Genomic DNA, 18455 nt, shown 5'->3' with positions numbered 1-18455 from the left:
TCCCGGGGACTGCGCGGTCGTGCCTGGGGCGGGACGGCGCGTCCGCCCCGCCTCAGCCGGGCAGCGAGAACCGGCCGTCGGCGGTCTGCTCGACCAGGCCGTCGACCAGCAGCGAGTCCAGGCAGCGGGACCGCTGGACGGCGTCGTCCCAGGCCGGCACCAGCGCATCCGCCTCCACCGGTTCGTGCGCGGCGCGCAGCACGTCCAGCAGCCGGCCCCGCACCTGCCGGTCGGTGCCGGCGAACTTCTGCGCCCGGCGGGGTGGGCCGTCGTGGGCCGGGGCGCCGGCCAACCGCCAGGCGCAGCGGTCCCGCACCGGGCAGGCGGGGCAGCGCGGTGTCCCGGCCACGCAGACCAGTGCGCCGAGCTCCATCACCGCCACCGAGAAGCGGACCGCGCGGGCGTCGTCGGCCGGCGCCAGCGCGGCGATGTCGTCGAGGTCGGCGGCGCGGGCCGGGGCCGCCTCCGCCCGGCCGTGCACCAGCCGGGCAACCACCCGGCGGACGTTGGTGTCCACGACGGGCTGGCGCCGGCCGTGGCCGAAGCAGCTGACCGCCCGGGCGGTGTAGGTGCCGACGCCGGGCAGTGCCTCCAGGTCGGCCACGTCGGCCGGTACCCGACCCCCGTGTCGTTCGGTGAGGGCGACCGCGGCCTCCCGCAGCCGCAGCGCCCGCCGGGGGTAGCCGAGCTTCCCCCAGGCACGGATGACCTCGGCGGGGCTCACGGCGGCCAGTGACGCCGGGGTGGGCCAGCGCCGCAGCCACTCGCGCCAGACCGGCTCCACCCGGGCCACCGGGGTCTGCTGCAGCATCACCTCGCTGACCAGGACCGCCCACGGGTCGGTGCCCGGCGCCCGCCAGGGCAGGTCGCGGGCCGCCCGGGCGTACCAGTCGACGATCGTCTCCCCGACCGGCTCGAGGTCGTCGGCGGCAGCGGACCGGTCGGTGTCGGGGAGGGCGCTCACGAGCGTCCAGTCTGCCAAGTGGCCGAGCGGGGGACCGGTTCGCCACGGAGCGTCACCGGGGATCCCGGCACGGTGAGATCGGTGCGACCTGCGTACCCGGTGCCGGATCGGTCCGGGCGTGGCGCACGGCCACGGGTGCGGGCGGGCGGCTAGCGTCGCCCTGTGCTCCACCCGGTCGGCCCCCTGCCCGCCGCTGTCTACTGGCGGCGGCGGCTGCTCGTGCTCGGGTGCGCCGTGGGGGTGCTGGGCGGCGGCAGCTGGGTGGCGGTCGCCGCCGCCACGGGCGGGGACGCCGAGGTCGTGGCCGAGGCGCCCACCACCGGGGAGCCGGCCGACCCGCCGCTGCTGGACCAGGTGACGCCGTCGCTGGCCGCGGTCGAGGTGCCCACGGCGGCGCCCCCGTCGGACGAGCCCGTCGACGAGCCCGCGCCGGAGCCCACCGGGCCGGCTCCGGGCGACCGGTGCAGCGACGACATGATCGCGGTCGAGGTCCGGCCTCAGCCGGCGACCACCCCGGTCGGCAGCAAGCCCACGTTCGACCTCCTGGTGAGCAACGTGTCGGAGGTGCCGTGCGTGCGCACCCTGGACAAGGAGCTGCAGGAGATCGTGCTGCTCGACGGCGCGGGCAACCGGCTGTGGGGCAGCAACGACTGCTTCCCGGAGTCGACCGACGACGTCCGGACGCTGGAGCCGGGGGAGTCCGTCACCTTCCCGGTGCTGTGGGGCGGGCTCACCAGCAGCCCTGGCTGCGCCGCGGAGCGGACCCCGCCGCCGCCGGGGGAGTACGTGCTGCGCGGGCGGCTGGACACCCGCACCAGCTCGGACGCCGCGTTCACCCTCACCTGAGGAAGGACCCCCTCGCCCCCCACCGCTCGCAAGCTCGCGGCGGGCCCCTGCGAGGGAGCCGAGGGGGAACGGGGTCCTTCGTCAGGAGTAGCGGTCGAGGATCGAGGTCTCGGCCAGCCGGGACAGGCCCTCGCGGATGCCGCGGGCGCGGGCCTCGCCGACGCCCTCGACGGCGAGCAGGTCCTCGATGGTGGCGGCCAGCAGCTTCTGCAACCCACCGAAGTGGGTGACCAACCGGTCGATGATGCCGGCCGGCAGCCGCGGCACCCGGGCGAGCAGGCGGTACCCGCGCGGGCTGACCGGGGAGTCGAGGGCGTCGGGGGAGGTGGGCAGGCCGTAGCAGCGCGCCACCGCGGACAGGTCGAGGAGCTCGGTGGCCGACAGCGCCCGCAGGTCGGCCAGCACCTCCTCGCCGGTGCGCCCGCGCCGGCCGCTGGGCAGGTAGTCGCGCACCAGCAGGCCGCGGTCCTCCTCGACGCCGGCGAGCATCTCGTCCAGCTGCAGGGCGAGCAGCCGGCCGTCGGTGCCGAGCTCGATGACGAAGCCCTCGATCTCGTCGGCGATCCGGCGGACCATCTCCAGCCGCTGGCTGACGCTCATCGCGTCCCGGACGGTGACCAGGTCCTCGATCTCCAGGGCCGACAGCGTGCTGGCGACCTCGTCCAGCCGCAGCTTGTACCGCTCCAGGGCGCTCAGCGCCTGGTTGGCCCGGGCCAGGATCGTCGTCGGGTGCTCGAGGATGTAGCGGCGGCCGGTCACGTACACCGAGATGATGTGCATCGACTGGCTGACCGAGATGACCGGGAACCCGGTCTGCAGGGCCACCCGCTCGGCGGTGCGGTGCCGGGTGCCCGACTCCTCGGTGGGGATCGTCGGGTCGGGCATGAGGTGCACCCCGGCCCGGACGATCCGGGAGCCGTCGTAGGAGACGATCACCGCGCCGTCCATCTTGGCCAGCTCGCGCAGCCGGGTGGCCGACAGCGCCACGTCGAGGGCGAACCCACCGGTGCACAGCGACTCGACCACCCGGTCGTAGCCGAGCACGATCAGGGCTCCGGTGCGGCCGGCGAGGATGCGCTCCAGGCCGTCCCGGAGCGCGGTGCCCGGGGCGATCCGACCGAGCAGTTCCCGCAGCGCGGCCTCGGGGTCCACAGCGGGGGGCACGAGCGCTCCTGACGGTCGGGCGGTACGGCGGCTGATCCTACGCGGCTCCCCCTGCTGCTCGGTCACCTCGGGTCCTCCCTGCGGGGGACCATCGGCGCCCCCGACACGCTCCGTCACCACATCCGTGCGAACGCGCCGCCCAGATCGGCGACCTCGATCAGTCGCATGCCCTGGGGGGCCGGTCCGGAGTCGGCCGGGACCAGCGCCGCGGTGTACCCCTGCCGGGCGGCCTCGCCCAGCCGCCGGCCGAGGCCGCCGACCCGGCGGATCTCCCCGGACAACCCCACCTCGCCGATGGCGACCAGGCCGGCGGGCAGCGGGGTGTCCTTCGAGGCGGAGGCGATCGCCAGCGCCAGCGCCAGGTCGGCGGCGGGCTCGACGATCCGCACGCCGCCCACCGAGGCGGCGAAGACGTCGGCGTCCCCGAGCCGGATGCCGCCCCGCCGTTCGACGACGGCGTTGATCATCGCCACCCGCTGGGAGTCCAGCCCGCTGACCGCCCGCCGGGGGGAGCCACCGCCACCGCTGGTGGCCACCAGCGACTGGACCTCGGCCAGCAGTGGCCGGCTGCCCTCCATGGTCACCGTCACGCAACTGCCCGGCACCGGGGCCGAGCGCCGGGAGACGAAGAGGTGGGAGGGGTCGGGGACGCCGACCACACCGCCGTCCCCGATCTCGAAGCAGCCGATCTCGTCGGCCGGACCGAACCGGTTCTTGGTGGCCCGGATCATCCGCAGCGTCGAGTGCCGTTCACCGTCGAAGGAGATGACCACGTCGACCAGGTGCTCCAGGGCCCGGGGCCCGGCGATGGCACCGTCCTTGGTCACGTGACCGACCAGGATGGTGGTCATCCCGCGGCTCTTGGCGACGGCGGTCAACGCGCTGGCCACGGCCCGCACCTGGCTGGCCCCGCCGTCGGTGCCGTCGACCGCCGGGGAGCGCACGGTCTGCACGCTGTCGAGGACCAGCAGCGAGGGGGAGACGTCCTCGACGTGGGAGAGGACCGCCGACAGCTCGGTCTCGGCGGCCAGGTAGAGCTCGTCGTGCAGGGCGCCGATCCGCTCGGCGCGCAGCCGGACCTGCGCGGTGGACTCCTCGCCCGACACGACCAGCGTCGGGCCGTTCGCGGCGGCGACCCGGTGGGCGACCTCGAGCAGCAGCGTGGACTTCCCGACCCCCGGCTCGCCGGCGACCAGCAGGACCGCGCCGGGGACCAGGCCGCCGCCGAGCACCCGGTCGAACTCGGGGATGCCGGTGGGGACCGCGCGGGCGCCGGCGAGCTCGACCTGCCCGATCGGCCGCGCCTTCGCGCTCACCGGACCGGCCGAGACGGCCCGCAGCGGGGAGGCGATCGCGCCGACCTCGGTCAGCGTGCCCCAGGCCTGGCACTCGGGGCAGCGGCCGACCCACTTGGCGGAGGTGTGACCGCACTCGGAACAGCGGTGGGCCGGGCGGGTGGACTTCACACCAGAGGGGGGCACCCGGCCATGGTGGCGGCGGGGTACGACAGAACGCGGGAGGAGAGGGTGAGCCGCCGGCTCACTCGTGCGCGGACTCGGAGGACTCGGACCCGGGCTCGGTCGGCTCGGACCCGGTGGCGCCGGTCTCCTCGCCCTCCTCCTCGTGGTGCCAGTCGAACTCCTCGCCGCGGGGGAGGTCGCGGGTCGGGATGCCGACCGGCACGTCGACGGTGACCTCCCCGGCCTGCTCGAAGGTGAACGTCACGGGGGTGTACTGGCTGACGCCGAGGGACTCGTTGAGACCGACCAGGGTGATCCCGGGCCCGTCACCGTTGCTCAGCAGCAGGGCCTCGCCCGCCGGCACGGTGACGTCCAGCGCGCTGCTGGTGGCACCGGCGGCGACCGGCTCGGCGGCGGGGTCCACGACCTCGACGTCGGTGAAGTCCGGGCCGGTGACGGAGACGAGCGTGTCATCGCTCTGGCTCTCGTTCACGATCGCGCCGATCAGCCGCGCATCGCCGCCGACCGGGTACTGGCCCCCGGTCGGGTACGGCAGCTGCAGGCCGCGCAGGACCACGCCGTCGGCGTCGGCGTTCACGCCGATGTTCTGCACCTGGGTGGCGGTCTGGGCCACCTGCCCGGCGCCGCAGGCCGAGAGGGCGACCGGGGAGAGGAGCAGGGCACCCAGTGCGGCAGCGCGCGGTGCGCGGCGGTTCACAGCGTCGACCTCCAGAGACGTGCCGGCCACCGAGGACGCCGGTGGCACGAGTCGCCCAGAGCGTAACCGTCCCCCCAGGATGTCCGCTGGGAGGTGAGGCCCGTGGCGGACGCAGGCGGACCGGGTGAGCGTGCTGCCGGTGATCCGGCGACGGCCGACTTCCCAGCTCAGGCGCCGGACACCCGGCGCTGGTGCTTCGCCGACCAGCTCGGCGGCCACTTCCTCGACGCGCCGGACCAGCCGGTGCTGCTGGTCGAGTCGAGGGCGGTGCTCCGGCGTCGCCGCTTCCACCGGCAGAAGGCGCACCTGCTGCTCTCCGCGCTCCGGCACCGGGCGGCCGAGCTGGGCGACCAGGCGCTGTTCCTGCAGACCGACACCTACGGCGAGGCCCTCGACCGGGTGCGCGACCGGCTGTCGGTCTGCGCCCCGACCACCTGGCCGGCCCGCGACCTCGTGCTGCGCCGTCCCGGCGTGACCGTGCTGGAGGCCCGCGGCTTCGTGACCCGGCAGGCCGACTTCCGGCGCTGGGCGGCGGGCCGGTCGCGGCAGCGTCTGCTGATGGACGACTTCTACCGGGTGGCCCGCCGGGTGCACGGCGTCCTCGTGGACGGCGCGGAGCCGGTCGGCGGCGCCTGGAACCTCGACCACGACAACCGCGAGCCGCCGCCGGCCGACGGGCGGTCGCCGGCCCCGGCGCCGTGGCTGCCGGTGGAGGACGAGATCGACGAGCGGGTGCGCGCCGACCTCGATGCCTGGGAGGCCGCCGGCGACGTGGCCTTCGTCGGCGACGACGGGCCCCGGCTGTTCCCGCTCACCGCCGCCGAGGCCGAGGACCGGGTGCGGGACTTCCTGGCCCACCGCCTCCGCGCCTTCGGTCCGCACGAGGACGCGATGCTCGCCGAGGAGCCGTGGCTGGCCCACTCGATGCTCTCCGCGACGCTCAACCTCGGGCTCGTCGACCCGCGCGAGCTCGTGCACCGGGCCGAGCGGGCGTACCGCGACTCGGTGGCCGCCGGCGACCCGCTGCCGCTGAACTCGGTCGAGGGGTTCGTCCGCCAGGTGATGGGCTGGCGGGACTGGATCTGGCACCTGTACTGGCACCTGGGCCGGGACTACCGGCACGGCAACGCGCTGGAGGCCCACCAGGAGGTGCCCGCCTGGTTCGCCGACCTGGATGCCGGGGCGGTGGACGCGAACTGCCTGTCGCACGTGCTCGCCGACGTGCGGGAGCGGGGCTGGGTGCACCACATCCCGCGGCTGATGGTGCTGGGCAACTACGGGCTCCAGCGCGGCATCGAGCCGCTGGCGCTGACCGACTGGTTCCACCGGGTGTTCGTCGACGGCTACGACTGGGTGATGGTGGCCAACGTCGTCGGGATGAGCCAGCACGCCGACGGCGGCGTGCTGGCCACCAAGCCCTACGCCGCCGGGGGCGCCTACATCGACCGGATGAGCGACTACTGCGGCGGCTGCCGGTACGACCCGAAGAAGCGGGTGGGGGAGGACGCCTGCCCGTTCACCGCCGGCTACTGGGCCTTCCTGGACCGCAACCGCGAGCGGCTGGCCGGGAACCGGCGGATGCGTCAGCCGCTGGCCGGGCTCGGTCGGCTGCGCGACCTGGAGGCCGTTGTCGAGCAGGAGCAGCTGCGGGGCACCGACCCGATCTGACCCGCGACTCAGGTGATCGCCGCGCCCCCGGCCAGCAGCAGGACGACGTCCAGCACGGTCAGCAGCATCACCGCGGGGAAGGCGAGCCGGCGCCCGCGGCGGCTGCCGGCGAGCGCGGCGAGGACCACGGCCGGGGCGGCGAAGGCGCAGGCCAGCCAACCGAGCAGGCCCGGCGGGCCGGGCGGCCCCAGCACCAGCAGCAGGGTGGCGGCGCCGAGCAGCACGGCGCCGGCCACCGCGGAGGGCACCGCGCCCACCCGGTGCGGCAGGCCACGGACACCGGTGGCCAGGTCGTCGTCCACGTCGGGCGCCACGTTGGCGACGTGCGCCGCCCCACCGAGCGCCGCCCCGGCGGCAACCAGCCACCAGGGGGCGGTCGGCGCCCCGGGGGCGGCGGCCACCACACCGGCGGGGAGCGCGCCGAAGCCGGTCAGGTAGGGGAGCGGGGACAGTGCGGTCCGCTTGAGCCCGGCGTCGTAGGCCAGCCCGCTGGCGAGCAGCACGAGCAGGAGCAGGCCGGGGACGAGCCCCAGGGCCAGGGAGGTGCCGACGGCGACGACGACGGCGACGGCCGTGGCCCGGCGCAGCAGCGTCGGGCTGAGCAGGCCCTGGACGACGGGCTTGTCGGTCCGCCCGACGGCCCGGTCCCGGTCGGCGTCCAGCCAGTCGTTGCACCACCCGATCGCGGCCTGGCCGGCCAGCACCGCGACCCCGACCAGCGCGGTCCGTCCGGCGGGGACGCCGGCGGCCACGGCCAGCAGGACGGCGACGGTGGTGACCGCCAGGGCGGGTTCCAGGTGGGTGGCGCGGGCCATCGCCACGGCGGTCGCGAGCGGTCCGGAACGGCGCGCGACGTCGTCCGACTGCACACCGACCACCTCCCTGTCAACCCCTTGCTGACCTCGCGCAAGCCGCTGACCTGCACTTTTGTCGCACTCTGCCGAGCCGGACCGCATTCTCCCGTGGTAACCTGGGCTGAGCGAAAGGGGTCACATCCACATGGGCTTCACTGTTGGCGAGACCGTTGTCTACCCGCACCACGGCGCGGCGCTCATCGAGGCGATCGAGCAGCGCACCATCAAGGGCGTAGAGAAGTCGTACCTCGTGCTGAAGGTCGCCCAGGGCGACCTCACCGTCCGCGTACCGGCCGACAACGCCGAGATCGTCGGTGTCCGTGACGTCGTCGGCCAGGAGGGTCTCAACAAGGTCTTCGAGGTCCTGCGTGCCCCCCACACCGAGGAGCCGACCAACTGGTCGCGCCGCTACAAGGCCAACCTCGAGAAGCTGGCCTCGGGTGACGTGAACAAGGTCGCCGAGGTCGTCCGCGACCTCTGGCGCCGCGACAAGGACCGCGGGCTCTCCGCCGGCGAGAAGCGGATGCTCTCCAAGGCCCGCCAGATCCTGGTCAGCGAGCTCGCGCTCGCCGAGGGCACCAACGAGGACAAGGCCGAGGTCCTCCTCGACGAGGTGCTGGCCTCCTGAGCCAGCTCCACCCCCGCACCACCACGACCACTCCCGTGCACGCTGTCGGCATCGTCGCAGCGGCCGGGAGTGGTCTGCGTCTGGGGGCAGAGATGCCCAAGGCGCTGGTCGCCCTGGGTGGCCGCCCGCTGGTCTGCTGGGCGGTCGACGGGCTGCGCGCGGGCGGGGCCGACGAGGTCGTCGTCGCCGTCCCGGCCGCGCAGCGAGCCGCCTTCACCGCCGTCCTCCCGGCCGACGTGCAGGTGGTGGCCGGGGGTGGCACCCGCACCGCCTCGGTCCGGGCCGCGCTCGCCGCGGCCGGCGAGCACGACCCGGGTCAGCGGCGCACCGCGGTGCTGGTCCACGACGCGGCCCGGCCGCTGACCCCACCCGACGTCGTCGCCCGGGTGCTCGCCGCCCTCGCCGGCGGCGCCCGCGCCGTCGTCCCGGTGCTCCCGGTCGTCGACACCACGGTCGTGGTCGACGACGACGGCGTGGTCGCCGCCGACGTCCCACGTCCACCGCTGCGCCGGGTGCAGACGCCGCAGGGCTTCGACCGCGCCACGCTGGTCGAGGCCTACGCGCGCGCCGACGGGGTGGCCGCGGAGTTCACCGACGACGCCTCCGTGGTCCGCGCCGCCGGCATCCCGGTGCACACCGTGGCCGGCGACGAGCGGGCCGCCAAGATCACCGTGGCGCACGACCTGCGCGTGGCCGAGCTGGCCGTGCAGGAGTTCGGGGTCGAATGGTGACCGTGGACCCCGCGAACCTGCCCCGCGTCGGTGTCGGCACCGACGTGCACCCGATCGAGGCCGGCCGGCCGTGCTGGCTGGCCGGACTCGAGTGGCCGGGTGCCGACGGCTGCGCCGGGCACTCGGACGGCGACGTCGTCGCCCACGCGCTGACCGACGCCGTGCTCTCCGCCGCCGGCCTGGGCGACATCGGCGGCCTGCTCGGTACCGACGACCCGCGCTGGGCCGGCGCCCGGGGCGCCGCGGTGCTCGAGCACGTGCGTGCGGTGCTCGCCGAGGCCGGTTGGACGATCGGCAACGCGAGCGTGCAGCTGATCGGGAACACCCCGAAGGCATCGCCGCGGCGGGCGGAGGCCGAGGCGGTGCTGTCCGCGGCGCTCGGCGCCCCGGTCAGCGTGACCGCCACGACCACCGACGGGCTGGGCCTGACCGGGCGCGGCGAGGGGCGGGCGGCGGTGGCCACCGCCCTCGTGGTCCGGAGCACGCCCGCCGCGCCCGTAGACTCGGCACGGTGAGCCTCCGCCTGTACGACACGGCCGCGCGTGCCGTGCGCGACTTCACGCCCCTGCGTGCGGGACAGGTCTCCATGTACGTCTGCGGCCTGACCGTGCAGGGCCCGCCGCACATCGGCCACATCCGGTTCGCCGTCGCCTTCGACGTGCTGCGCCGCTGGCTGGAGCACCAGGGCAACGAGGTCACCTACGTCCGCAACGTCACCGACGTCGACGACAAGATCCTGGCCAAGGCCGCGGCGGCCGGCGTGCCGTGGTGGGCCTGGGCCTACGAGAACGAGCGGGCCGCCACCCGCGCCTACGAGGTGCTGGGCACCCTGCCGCCCACCTACGAGCCGCGGGCGACCGGGCACGTGCCGGAGATGGTCGAGCTCATCGAGCGGCTCGTCGAGCGCGGGCACGCCTACGCCGTCGGCGGTGACGTGTACTTCGACGTCCGCTCCTTCCCCGGCTACGGCGAGCTCACCGGGCAGAAGGTGGGCGACCTGCAGCCGGCCGCCGACACCGACACCGACGAGCGCAAGCGCGACCCCCGCGACTTCGCGCTGTGGAAGTCGGCCAAGCCCGGCGAGCCCGAGACCGCCTCCTGGCCGACGCCCTGGGGGCGCGGCCGACCCGGCTGGCACCTCGAGTGCTCGGCGATGGCCGAGAAGTACCTGGGTGCCGAGTTCGACGTGCACGGCGGAGGGCTCGACCTGCGCTTCCCGCACCACGAGAACGAGCGCGCCCAGTCCCAGGCCGCCGGCGACGGGTTCGCCCGCTACTGGCTGCACAACGCCTGGGTGACCATGGGCGGCGAGAAGATGAGCAAGTCGCTGGGCAACACGGCGCTGGTCGGCGAGGTCGTCCGGCGGGTGCGCCCGGTGGAGCTGCGCTACTACCTGGTCGCCCCGCACTACCGGTCGACGATCGAGTTCACCGACGCCGCGCTGGAGGAGGCCGGGGTCGCCTACCGGCGGATCGAGTCCTTCGTCCGCAAGGCGGCCGAGCGGGTCGGCGCCGACAGCGGGAAGCTGGAGATCGGCCTCGAGATCGCCGCCGCGATGGACGACGACCTGGGCACCCCCACCGCCGTCGCGCACCTGCACGAGCAGGTGCGGGCGGGCAACACGGCGCTGGCCGAGGGCGACGACGACCGGGTCACCGAGGTGCTCGGCTCGGTCCGGGCCGGCCTCGCCGTGCTGGGACTGGACCCGCTCGACCCGCAGTGGGCCGACGCCGGTGACCGGCGCCTGGTCGAGGTCACCGACGGCCTCGTCCACCTCGCGCTCGAACAGCGCACCGCGGCCCGCGCCCGCAAGGACTACGCGGCCGCCGACGCCATCCGTGACCAGCTCGGCGCCCTGGGCGTGCAGGTCGAGGACACCCCCCAGGGCACACGATGGGAGCTGACCACCTGATGGCCGGCAACAGCCAACGACGCGGCCGCTCGGCCGGCGCCGGGAAGAAGACCGCCACCACGGGCACCGGCGGCAAGAACCGCCGGTCGCTCGCCGGCCGGGGCGCCACCCCGCCGGCCGCGGCGCGGCCGCACCACCCGGCCTACAAGAAGGCCCAGGCGGTCGCCGCCCGGCGGGACAGCCGGGCGCGGGTGCAGCGCCGCAACGAGGAGGCGCCGGAGCTGCTGCTGGGCCGCAACCCGGTGCTGGAGGCGCTGCGCGCGCAGATCCCGGCGACCGCGCTGTACGTCGTCACCGGCGACGCCCGGGGCGGTGCGGCCACCGACGAGCGGATCGCCGAGTCGGTGCAGCTGGCCGCCGACCGCGGGCTGCCGCTGATGGAGGTCGGCCGGCCCGAGTTCGACCGGATGAGCGACGGGTCGCTGCACCAGGGGATCGGCCTGATGGTGCCGCCCTACGACTACGCGCACCCCGAGGACCTGCTCGACATCGCCCGGGACTCCGGCCGCCCGCCGCTGCTGGTGGCGCTGGACGGGGTCACCGACCCGCGCAACCTGGGCGCGATCATCCGTTCGGCCGCCGCCTTCGACGCACACGGCGTGGTCATCCCGCAGCGCCGGGCGGTCGGCATGACCGGCTCGGCCTGGCGCACCAGCGCCGGCGCCGCCGCGCGGCTGCGGGTCGCCCGCGCCACGAACCTGGCCCGCAGCCTGGCCACCTACCAGGACGCCGGACTGCAGACCGTGGGCCTGGCCGCCGACGGGGACATGAGCATCCACGAGTACGACGGGCTGGCCGACCCGGTCGCCCTGGTGGTGGGCGCCGAGGGCGCGGGCCTGTCCCGGCTGGTGCGCGAACGCTGCGACGTCGTCCTCTCCATCCCGATCACCCGGGACACCGAGTCGCTCAACGTCAGCGTCGCGGCCGGCATCGCGCTCTACCAGGCGGCGACCGCCCGGAGGTAGGTCGAGCAGACGGCCGCGGAGGCCACTGAGATCTGCGTTCTCGTGGCGTGGACTGCCGCGAAGCCGCTAGATCGCAGATCTCGGCCAGCGTCTCAGCCGAGCAGCTGGGCGACGGTGTAGATGACCAGCCCGGCGAGGCCGCCGACCACGGTGCCGTTGACCCGGATCCACTGCAGGTCCCGGCCGACCTGGAGCTCGATGCGGCGGCTGGTCTCCTCGGTGTCCCAGCGGGCCACCGTCGTGCCGACCAGGTCGGCGGCGTCGCCGGCGAAGCGCTCCACCACGTAGCCGGCGGCGCGCACCGACTGGCGCTGCACGAGCTCCCGGACCGTCGGGTCGGTCTGCAGCACACCGGCGCCGGAGCGGATCAGGCCGACCATGCGGGCGCGCAGCTCGGAGTCCGGGTCGGCGGCGGCGGCGACGACGGTGGTCTTCGCCGTCGACCACAGCGACCCCGACCAGGCGCGCACCGCCGGGTGGTCGAGCAGCTCCTCCTTGAACTGCTCCACCCGGGCCGCGGTCGCCGGATCGGTCCGCAGCCGGTGCACGTAGGCCCGCAGCCGCTGGTCGTAGCTGCGCCGCAGCTCGTGCCGCGGATCGGCGCCGACCTCGGCGAGGAAGCCCTGCAGCAGGTCGAAGACCCGGTCGAACACCCGGTCGTCGACCCAGTCGGGCACCCACGCGGGGGAGGCGTCGCCGAGCCGGGCGCGGAACACCAGCCGGTTGTCGGCCAGGAAGTTCGCCAGCCCGGTCAGCGCCGCCGACAGCACCTCCTGGTGCCGGTCGCCGTCCACCATCAGCTCCAGCCCCCGGGCGACGGCGGGCGCGGCAGGGGTCTCCCGGAGCTTGCGGTCGACGAGGCCGGCGACGGCCGGCTGCAGCTCGTCGTCCTTGAGCAGGTCGGTGAGCGCGCCCAGCGCGGCGCCGGCGTCCCCGGCCAGGCGCTCGGCGCGGCCGGGCGAGGCCAGGAAGGCACCGAGCCGGCCCGGGACGTCGACGGTGGCCAGCCGCTCCTCGACCACCCTCCGGGTCAGGAAGTTCTCCTGCACGAAGGCGCCCAGGCTGGTGCCGATCTGGTCCTTCTTGCGCGGGATGATCGCGGTGTGCGGGATGGGCAGGCGCAGCGGGTGCCGGAACAGGGCGGTCACCGCGAACCAGTCGGCGAGCGCGCCGACCATCGACGCCTCCGCCGTCGCCCGGACGTAGCCGACCCACGTCCCGGCGTCCTCGCCCAGCAGCACGCAGGCCAGGAAGACGACGGCGGCGAGCACGAACAGCCCGGTCGCCAGCCGCTTCATCTTCTGCAGGTCGGCGGCCCGTTGCGGGTCGTCCAGCGCGCCGGCGAGGGGAACGGCCAGGGACGGTGACTGCTGCGGGCCCGGCACCCGGACGAGCCTAGGAGGAACGCAGCGGACCCTGCAGCCCCGGGGGGCTGCAGGGTCCGCGGGTGCCAGCGGTCAGGAGGTCTCGTCGAGGGTGACGTCGACCTCCGTGAGGTCCGAGCCGCGGCGGACGGTGAGGGTGACGGTGTCCCCGGGCTCGGCGCTGCGGATCGCGGCGGTCAGCTCGGTGGAGGTGGTGATCGCCCGGTTGCCGACGGCGGTGATCACGTCACCGGACCGCAGCCCGGCGTCGGCCGCCGGGCTGCCGGGGTTGATGTCGACCAGCTCGGCACCGCTGCCCACCGGGGAGTTGCCGCTGGCCGAGGTGCGGGCGGTGACCCCGAGCAGCGCGTGGCTCGCCGAGCCGGTCTCGATGATCTGCTCCGCGATCCGCTGCGCCGTGTTCCCCGGGATGGCGAAGCCCACGCCGATGTTGCCGCTCTGCGACCCCTGGCCGGGCAGGCCGCTGCTGGGGACGGTGGCGATCGCGGTGTTGATCCCGATCACCTCGCCGGCCGCGTCGACGAGCGCGCCACCGGAGTTGCCCGGGTTGATCGCCGCATCGGTCTGGATCGCGTCGATCACCGTGCTGTCGTCCTGCGTCGACCCGGTCTGCACCGCGCGGTTGGTCGCGCTGATGATCCCGTCGGTGACGGTGTTGGTCAGCCCCAGCGGGGCACCGATGGCCACCGCCACGTCGCCGACCTGGACCTCGGCGGAGTCGGCGAAGGTCGCCGGGGTGAGGCCCTGGGCGTCGCGCAGCTGCACGACGGCGAGGTCGGAGCTCGGGTCGGTGCCCACCACGGTGGCGTCGTAGACCGTGCCGTCGCTGGTGCGCACCTGGACGGTGACGTCGCCGGCGCCGTCGAGGGCGACCACGTGGTTGTTGGTGAGCACGTAGCCGTCCTCGGAGAGGACGACGCCGGAGCCGGACCCGGAGCCGGAACCGGAGGTCACGTAGAGGGTGACCACGCTGGGTGCGGCCTTGGCCGCCGCGGCGGTGGCCGTGGTCGCGCGCTCGGGGTCGGTGATCGTGACGCTCTGCGCGCTCGACCCACCCGCCGTCGCCACCCGGCCGTCGTCGGTGAGCGCGACCACCCCGGCGCCCGCGCCACCACCGATCAGGGCGCCGGCGACCAGGCCGGCCAGGCCCATCTTCCAGCGGCCCGCCGGCCGCGCCGCGGCGGGCGGGGTGAAGGCCGGGGGCAGGCCGCCGTACACCGGCTGCTGCATGGGGTGCTGCGCGGTGGTCTGCTGCGCGGTGGTCTGCTGCGCGCCCCAGCCGGCCGGCGGCCAGGGGCGGTGGCCGCCGGCCGGGGCAGCGAACTGCTGGGTCTGCTGCCGTCCGGCGTCCACGGCCGGAGTGGCCTGCCACCCGGTGGCCGGGGCCGCCTGCGTCTGCCAGCCGGGGCCGGCCGCGGGGGTGGTCTGCGGGGTGGCCGGACCCTGCGGAGCCGGAGCCGGCCAGCCGGCGGAGCTCCCGGCGGTCGCGGTGCGGTCCGACGCGGTCTCGTCGGCCGGGCGGTTCTGCTCAGTCATCGTTGCTGGTCCTCCCACGTCGCGGCAGGACCTCCCCGCCGCGATGACACCACTGTGCGCGCCCGGGCTGTTCCGAGGCTGGTGGTGCGCTGTGAGTTCCCTGGACGCGCCGGTTCACCCGCGGAGGTCGCCGCGGGCGACCAGTTCGGTGGTCACCCAGACGGCGAGGGCCTCCGCGGCCAGCAGGCCGACCAGCACCAGCAGTTGGGCCGCGCCGGCCTGCAGCGCGGTCCCGCCGCCGAGGAGCACACCCACGAAGGCGCCGGGCAGGGTGACCAGCCCGACCGTCCGGGTCTGGTCCAGCGCCGGCACCAGCGCCGTCGCCGCCACCGGCCGGGCCACCTCGAGGACGGCGTCCCGGGGGAGCAGCCCGACGGAGAGCGCGGCCTCGACCTCGCCGCGTCGCTGGTCCAGCTCGTCGCGCAGCCGGCGGCCGGCCAGCGAGGTCGCCGTCATCGCACCGCCGATGACGATGCCGGCGACCGGGATCACCGCCTCCCCGCGCAGCGGCACCGCACCGCTGGCCAGCACCACGGTGACCACGGGCGCCGCGCCGACCACGATGGCGGAGGCGGCGGCGCGCACCCGGTGCACGGCGCCGGGGGAGCGCAGCGGCCGGCCGGTGATCCGGCCGGCCGCGGTCACCCCGGCGACGCCGACCATGAGCAGCACGAACGCCGCGGAGAGCCACAGCGACGACACGACCGCGACCAGCACCACCGAGACCGCCGCCAGCTGTGCGGTCGCCCGCAACGCCGCGATCAGGACCGGGCGCTGCTGCCCGAGGCCGGAGAGCCGCCCGGCGACCGCGGCCAACGCCGTCAGGGCGACGACGGCGACCGCCAGCCCCGGTCCGAGGTCCACCACCGAGCCGTCCACGGGGGCTCATGGTGCCGTCCCGGCGCAGCGCGCCACGCCGGGACGGTCGGGAGGGCGTGAACCGGCCCGGTCCGGGGAACCCCCCGTTCGCGGGTCCGCCCCACCGGCGTCCGTCGCTGTCCTGCCTGGTCCTGTCCTGCTTGTTCCTGTCTTGCCTGTTCCTGTCCACCGCTGCCCCGCCCGGAGGTCCCCCGGTGCCCCGTCGTGTGCTTGCCCGCCTCGGATTCGCCCTGCTGATCGGCCTCGGCGCCGTGCTGGCCGCGATCGGGGCTGCCGCCGTGCGCACCTCCGGCCTGGTCGCGGTGGCGCTCGCCGCCGTGGTCAGTGCCTGCGTGGCCGTCGGTGTGGCCCGGGAGGCGGTGCCGCCGCGGCCCCGGCGCGCGGTGGCCGAGGCGGGCTGGCGCGCGGCCGCCGGCACCGTCGGCGTCCTGCTGGTGCTCAGCGGCAGCGCGGTCGTGGCCGGTGGCACGGTCACCACGCTGCTGGCCGGCTGCGGGCTCGCCTGGCTGGTGGGCCGGTGGCTGCTCTCCTCCGGGAGGCGGAACCGTGCCGGGCGGGCTGCGCCGCCCAGCACGACGGAGCTCGCCGACGTCGTCCCGCTGTCCCCGGGCGGGCCGGCGACCTGGGCGGAATCGACCGGCCCCGAGTCCTGGGCGGAGCCGACGGGCCCCCGGGCCTGGGCGGCGTCGATGAGCGTGCCGGCGCTGGGCCAGGAGTGGGTGCGCACCTCCGCGGCGCTCGGCCAGGTGCGCGAGCCGCGTGCCCGGCAGGAGCTGGTGCGCCGGCGGCAGGAGGCCCTCGACGAGCTCGAGCGCCGCGACCCGGCCGGGTTCGCCCGCTGGCTGGCCGAGGGCGCCACCGTCGACAGCGACCCGGCGGTCTACGTCTCCGGTGACCCGGCCGCCGGTTCCGACGCCGCCTGACGGTCCGGCCCGAGGGGCGCGGCGGTCAGTCGCCGTCCGGGGCGAACCCCTCGATCAGCGCGCTCAGGTCGACCGCGCCGGGGTCGGGCAGCCGGTCGATCGCGCGCTCCATCACGGTGACCGCGGCGGCGTCGAACAGGTCGGGCACCCCCGCCAGCTGCAGCGCCGAGCGGATCAGCCGGGCGTCCTTGGTGGCGCCGGTCAGGCCGAAGCTCACCGGGTGCTCGCCGGAGAGCATGTTGCCGGCCTTGAGCCGGGCGTACGGGGTGTCCATCGGGCCGCCGTCGACCGCGTCGAGGAACAGCTGCGGGTCGACCCCGAGCCCACGGGCCAGGGCGACCGACTGGGCGGTCCCCACGCTGATCGAGACCAGCCAGGCGTTGCACGCCATCTTCAGCCGGCTGCCCGCACCGGCCCCGCCCGCCCACACCGTCCTGCGGCCCATCGCGTCCAGCAGCGGGGCCAGCCGCTCGCGCTGGTCGGCGGGGCCGGAGGCGAGCATGACCAGCTGGCCCTGCTCGGCGGGCTGCCGGGTGCCCAGGACCGGGCAGTCGACGAGGACCAGGCCGAGCTCCCCGGCGACCTCGGCGATCCGGTCGGCGCCCTCGACGCCCACCGTCGAGCACTGCAGCCAGACCGTGCCGGCCGGCGCCTCGGCCTGCCGGACCACCTCGATGGCGGCGTCGGCGTCGAAGAGCATGGTGAGGACGACGTCGGCACCGGCGACCGCCTCGGCGGGGGAGCCGAACGCCTCCGCGCCGGTGGGGGTCAGTGCCCGGGCCTTGTCGCCGTCGCGGTTCCACATCCGCACCGGGACGTCCGCCCGGCGCAGGGACTGCACCATGCCCGCGCCCATCACGCCCGTACCGAGGACCGCCACCACCGGGTTCGTCATGTGTCGATCTTCTCCCCGGGCCCGGCCGGTCGGCAGCGTGGGTGCCCGGGGGAGGCCGGCCGGCCGGTAACCTCGGGCCCGGCCTCGGCCTCGCCCCATTAGCTCAGTGGTAGAGCACTCGCCTTGTAAGCGAAAGGTCGTCCGTTCAATCCGGACATGGGGCTCCCTCTCCCGCTCGCGGGGCGCCCGGCGGCGTGCCAGGGTCGGTGCGACCGCTGCCGCCCGGGCAGCACCCCTGCGAGGAGTCCGCCGTGAGCGACCACGTGTACCGGCTGAGCGAGATCGTCGGCAGCTCCACCACCAGCGTCGACGACGCCATCCGCACCGCGGTGCGCAAGGCCGCGGAGACGGTCCGCCACATCGAGTGGTTCCAGACCCAGGAGATCCGCGGCCAGGTCGTCGACGGCGACGTCGCCTACTTCCAGGTCACCATGAAGATCGGCTTCCGCGTCGAGGACTGACGCTCAGGCGAGGACGACGTCCTCGCCTGACACCAGCACCGCCACCGGGGCGAGCGGCTCGGTCGCCGGCCCGACCAGCGCCTCCCCGGTGGCGGGGTCGAAGACCGAGCCGTGGCAGGGGCAGGCCAGCTGCTCGCCGTCGGCCGGCCGGACGGCGCAACCGTGGTGCGTGCAGGCCGCGTCGAACGCGACGACGACGTCGTCCGCCGGGCGGCTCAGCACCACCCGCCGCCCGTTCACCGACAGCTCGTAGCTGCCGCCGACGGGGACCTCGCCGAGCGCCACCAGCCGGCTTCCGGCGGCCGCGCCGGTGACCTGGGGGACGTCCGCCCCGGCGCAGGCGGTCAGTGCGGCGGCGCCCAGACCGGCGCCCCCGGCGACGAGCAGGGCGCGGCGGGAGAAGCAGGGGTGCACGGGCGCCATCCTCCCCGGACCCGGTCCCGTCCCGAGCAGGACGGGCTCCTCC

19 protein-coding genes and 1 tRNA gene are annotated in these 18455 nt (G+C 75.7%); 10 read left to right on the top strand and 10 right to left on the bottom strand.

The window, feature by feature from the left end:
- Nucleotides 1-52: 52 nt before the first annotated feature.
- Entirely contained in the window at nucleotides 53-964 is a 912-nt protein-coding gene (locus ACI79U_RS11395) for an A/G-specific adenine glycosylase (protein WP_457067567.1), read from the bottom strand.
- Between the two features lie 162 nt (nucleotides 965-1126).
- Here ACI79U_RS11395 and ACI79U_RS11390 point away from each other — a divergent pair, with 162 nt between their 5' ends.
- Complete coding sequence (locus ACI79U_RS11390) at nucleotides 1127-1810, top strand: MucR family transcriptional regulator (protein ID WP_457067569.1); 684 nt, start codon at nucleotides 1127-1129, stop codon at nucleotides 1808-1810.
- Nucleotides 1811-1891: 81 nt separating this feature from the next.
- Here the strand turns inward: ACI79U_RS11390 and disA are convergent, their stop codons facing one another.
- The 3 genes from disA to ACI79U_RS11375 form a co-directional block, all read right to left on the bottom strand.
- Nucleotides 1892-2974: a DNA integrity scanning diadenylate cyclase DisA gene (gene disA, locus ACI79U_RS11385; RefSeq protein ID WP_457067571.1), complete on the bottom strand. Its 1083-nt coding sequence runs from the start codon at nucleotides 2972-2974 to the stop codon at nucleotides 1892-1894.
- Between the two features lie 113 nt (nucleotides 2975-3087).
- Nucleotides 3088-4455: a DNA repair protein RadA gene (gene radA / locus ACI79U_RS11380; protein WP_457067574.1), complete on the bottom strand. Its 1368-nt coding sequence runs from the start codon at nucleotides 4453-4455 to the stop codon at nucleotides 3088-3090.
- A 58-nt stretch (nucleotides 4456-4513) separates the two neighbouring features.
- On the bottom strand, nucleotides 4514-5152 hold the full coding sequence (locus ACI79U_RS11375) for a copper chaperone PCu(A)C (RefSeq protein ID WP_457067576.1): 639 nt from the start codon (nucleotides 5150-5152) through the stop codon (nucleotides 4514-4516).
- A gap of 102 nt (nucleotides 5153-5254) precedes the next feature.
- Here ACI79U_RS11375 and ACI79U_RS11370 point away from each other — a divergent pair, with 102 nt between their 5' ends.
- Nucleotides 5255-6820, top strand: a complete 1566-nt coding sequence (locus tag ACI79U_RS11370; protein WP_457067578.1) for a cryptochrome/photolyase family protein — start codon at nucleotides 5255-5257, stop codon at nucleotides 6818-6820.
- 8 nt (nucleotides 6821-6828) lie between these two features.
- Here the strand turns inward: ACI79U_RS11370 and ACI79U_RS11365 are convergent, their stop codons facing one another.
- Nucleotides 6829-7689, bottom strand: a complete 861-nt coding sequence (locus ACI79U_RS11365) for a UbiA family prenyltransferase (RefSeq protein ID WP_457067580.1) — start codon at nucleotides 7687-7689, stop codon at nucleotides 6829-6831.
- Nucleotides 7690-7819: 130 nt separating this feature from the next.
- Here ACI79U_RS11365 and ACI79U_RS11360 point away from each other — a divergent pair, with 130 nt between their 5' ends.
- Genes ACI79U_RS11360 through rlmB form a run of 5 tightly spaced genes read left to right on the top strand, consistent with a single transcriptional unit; the run spans nucleotide 7820 to nucleotide 11910 of the window.
- Entirely contained in the window at nucleotides 7820-8302 is a 483-nt protein-coding gene (locus ACI79U_RS11360; RefSeq protein ID WP_036334607.1) for a CarD family transcriptional regulator, read from the top strand.
- A 35-nt stretch (nucleotides 8303-8337) separates the two neighbouring features.
- Nucleotides 8338-9033 (top strand): 2-C-methyl-D-erythritol 4-phosphate cytidylyltransferase, encoded by a 696-nt coding sequence (gene ispD, locus ACI79U_RS11355; protein ID WP_457067584.1) that lies wholly within the window; start codon nucleotides 8338-8340, stop codon nucleotides 9031-9033.
- A gap of 2 nt (nucleotides 9034-9035) precedes the next feature.
- Complete coding sequence (ispF, locus tag ACI79U_RS11350) at nucleotides 9036-9548, top strand: 2-C-methyl-D-erythritol 2,4-cyclodiphosphate synthase (RefSeq protein ID WP_457067586.1); 513 nt, start codon at nucleotides 9036-9038, stop codon at nucleotides 9546-9548.
- Complete coding sequence (gene cysS / locus ACI79U_RS11345) at nucleotides 9545-10945, top strand: cysteine--tRNA ligase (RefSeq protein WP_457067588.1); 1401 nt, start codon at nucleotides 9545-9547, stop codon at nucleotides 10943-10945. The genes ispF and cysS overlap by 4 nt, the downstream gene beginning before the upstream one ends.
- Nucleotides 10927-11910 carry a 23S rRNA (guanosine(2251)-2'-O)-methyltransferase RlmB gene (gene rlmB, locus ACI79U_RS11340; RefSeq protein ID WP_457067590.1) on the top strand — a complete coding sequence of 328 codons (984 nt, stop codon included), beginning with the start codon at nucleotides 10927-10929 and terminating at the stop codon, nucleotides 11908-11910. Before cysS ends, rlmB begins: the two co-directional genes overlap by 19 nt.
- Before the next feature lie 92 nt (nucleotides 11911-12002).
- Here the strand turns inward: rlmB and ACI79U_RS11335 are convergent, their stop codons facing one another.
- From ACI79U_RS11335 to ACI79U_RS11325, 3 genes are all read right to left on the bottom strand, one after another.
- Nucleotides 12003-13295: a DUF445 domain-containing protein gene (locus tag ACI79U_RS11335; RefSeq protein ID WP_457067592.1), complete on the bottom strand. Its 1293-nt coding sequence runs from the start codon at nucleotides 13293-13295 to the stop codon at nucleotides 12003-12005.
- A gap of 72 nt (nucleotides 13296-13367) precedes the next feature.
- On the bottom strand, nucleotides 13368-14831 hold the full coding sequence (locus ACI79U_RS11330; protein ID WP_457067594.1) for a trypsin-like peptidase domain-containing protein: 1464 nt from the start codon (nucleotides 14829-14831) through the stop codon (nucleotides 13368-13370).
- Nucleotides 14832-14945: 114 nt separating this feature from the next.
- A complete protein-coding gene (locus ACI79U_RS11325; RefSeq protein WP_457067597.1) occupies nucleotides 14946-15710 on the bottom strand; it encodes an ABC transporter permease in 765 nt (254 codons plus the stop codon).
- Between the two features lie 194 nt (nucleotides 15711-15904).
- Here ACI79U_RS11325 and ACI79U_RS11320 point away from each other — a divergent pair, with 194 nt between their 5' ends.
- On the top strand, nucleotides 15905-16633 hold the full coding sequence (locus ACI79U_RS11320) for a hypothetical protein (protein ID WP_457067599.1): 729 nt from the start codon (nucleotides 15905-15907) through the stop codon (nucleotides 16631-16633).
- A gap of 25 nt (nucleotides 16634-16658) precedes the next feature.
- On the opposite strand, the gene ACI79U_RS11315 is transcribed toward ACI79U_RS11320, so the two are convergent.
- Nucleotides 16659-17528 carry an NAD(P)-dependent oxidoreductase gene (locus ACI79U_RS11315; protein WP_457067601.1) on the bottom strand — a complete coding sequence of 290 codons (870 nt, stop codon included), beginning with the start codon at nucleotides 17526-17528 and terminating at the stop codon, nucleotides 16659-16661.
- 92 nt (nucleotides 17529-17620) lie between these two features.
- Here ACI79U_RS11315 and ACI79U_RS11310 point away from each other — a divergent pair.
- Nucleotides 17621-17692, top strand: a tRNA-Thr gene (locus ACI79U_RS11310).
- An 87-nt stretch (nucleotides 17693-17779) separates the two neighbouring features.
- Entirely contained in the window at nucleotides 17780-17989 is a 210-nt protein-coding gene (locus ACI79U_RS11305; RefSeq protein WP_153362314.1) for a dodecin, read from the top strand.
- Between the two features lie 3 nt (nucleotides 17990-17992).
- Here ACI79U_RS11305 and ACI79U_RS11300 read toward each other — a convergent pair whose 3' ends face one another.
- Nucleotides 17993-18412, bottom strand: a complete 420-nt coding sequence (locus ACI79U_RS11300) for a Rieske (2Fe-2S) protein (protein WP_457072793.1) — start codon at nucleotides 18410-18412, stop codon at nucleotides 17993-17995.
- Nucleotides 18413-18455: the final 43 nt, after the last annotated feature.

The organism is Modestobacter sp. SYSU DS0904 (assembly GCF_054051115.1).
This window is presented reverse-complemented; position numbering and strand designations above follow the sequence as displayed.

Excerpts from the sequence above, each read along its gene's own strand:
- ACI79U_RS11360 (WP_036334607.1), top strand. The coding sequence starts at position 7,820 with ATGGGCTTCACTGTTGGCGAGACCGTTGTCTACCCGCACCACGGCGCG.
- rlmB (WP_457067590.1), top strand. The coding sequence starts at position 10,927 with ATGGGAGCTGACCACCTGATGGCCGGCAACAGCCAACGACGCGGCCGC.
- ACI79U_RS11330 (WP_457067594.1), bottom strand. The coding sequence starts at position 14,831 with ATGACTGAGCAGAACCGCCCGGCCGACGAGACCGCGTCGGACCGCACC.
- ACI79U_RS11315 (WP_457067601.1), bottom strand. The coding sequence starts at position 17,528 with ATGACGAACCCGGTGGTGGCGGTCCTCGGTACGGGCGTGATGGGCGCG.
- ACI79U_RS11300 (WP_457072793.1), bottom strand. The coding sequence starts at position 18,412 with ATGGCGCCCGTGCACCCCTGCTTCTCCCGCCGCGCCCTGCTCGTCGCC.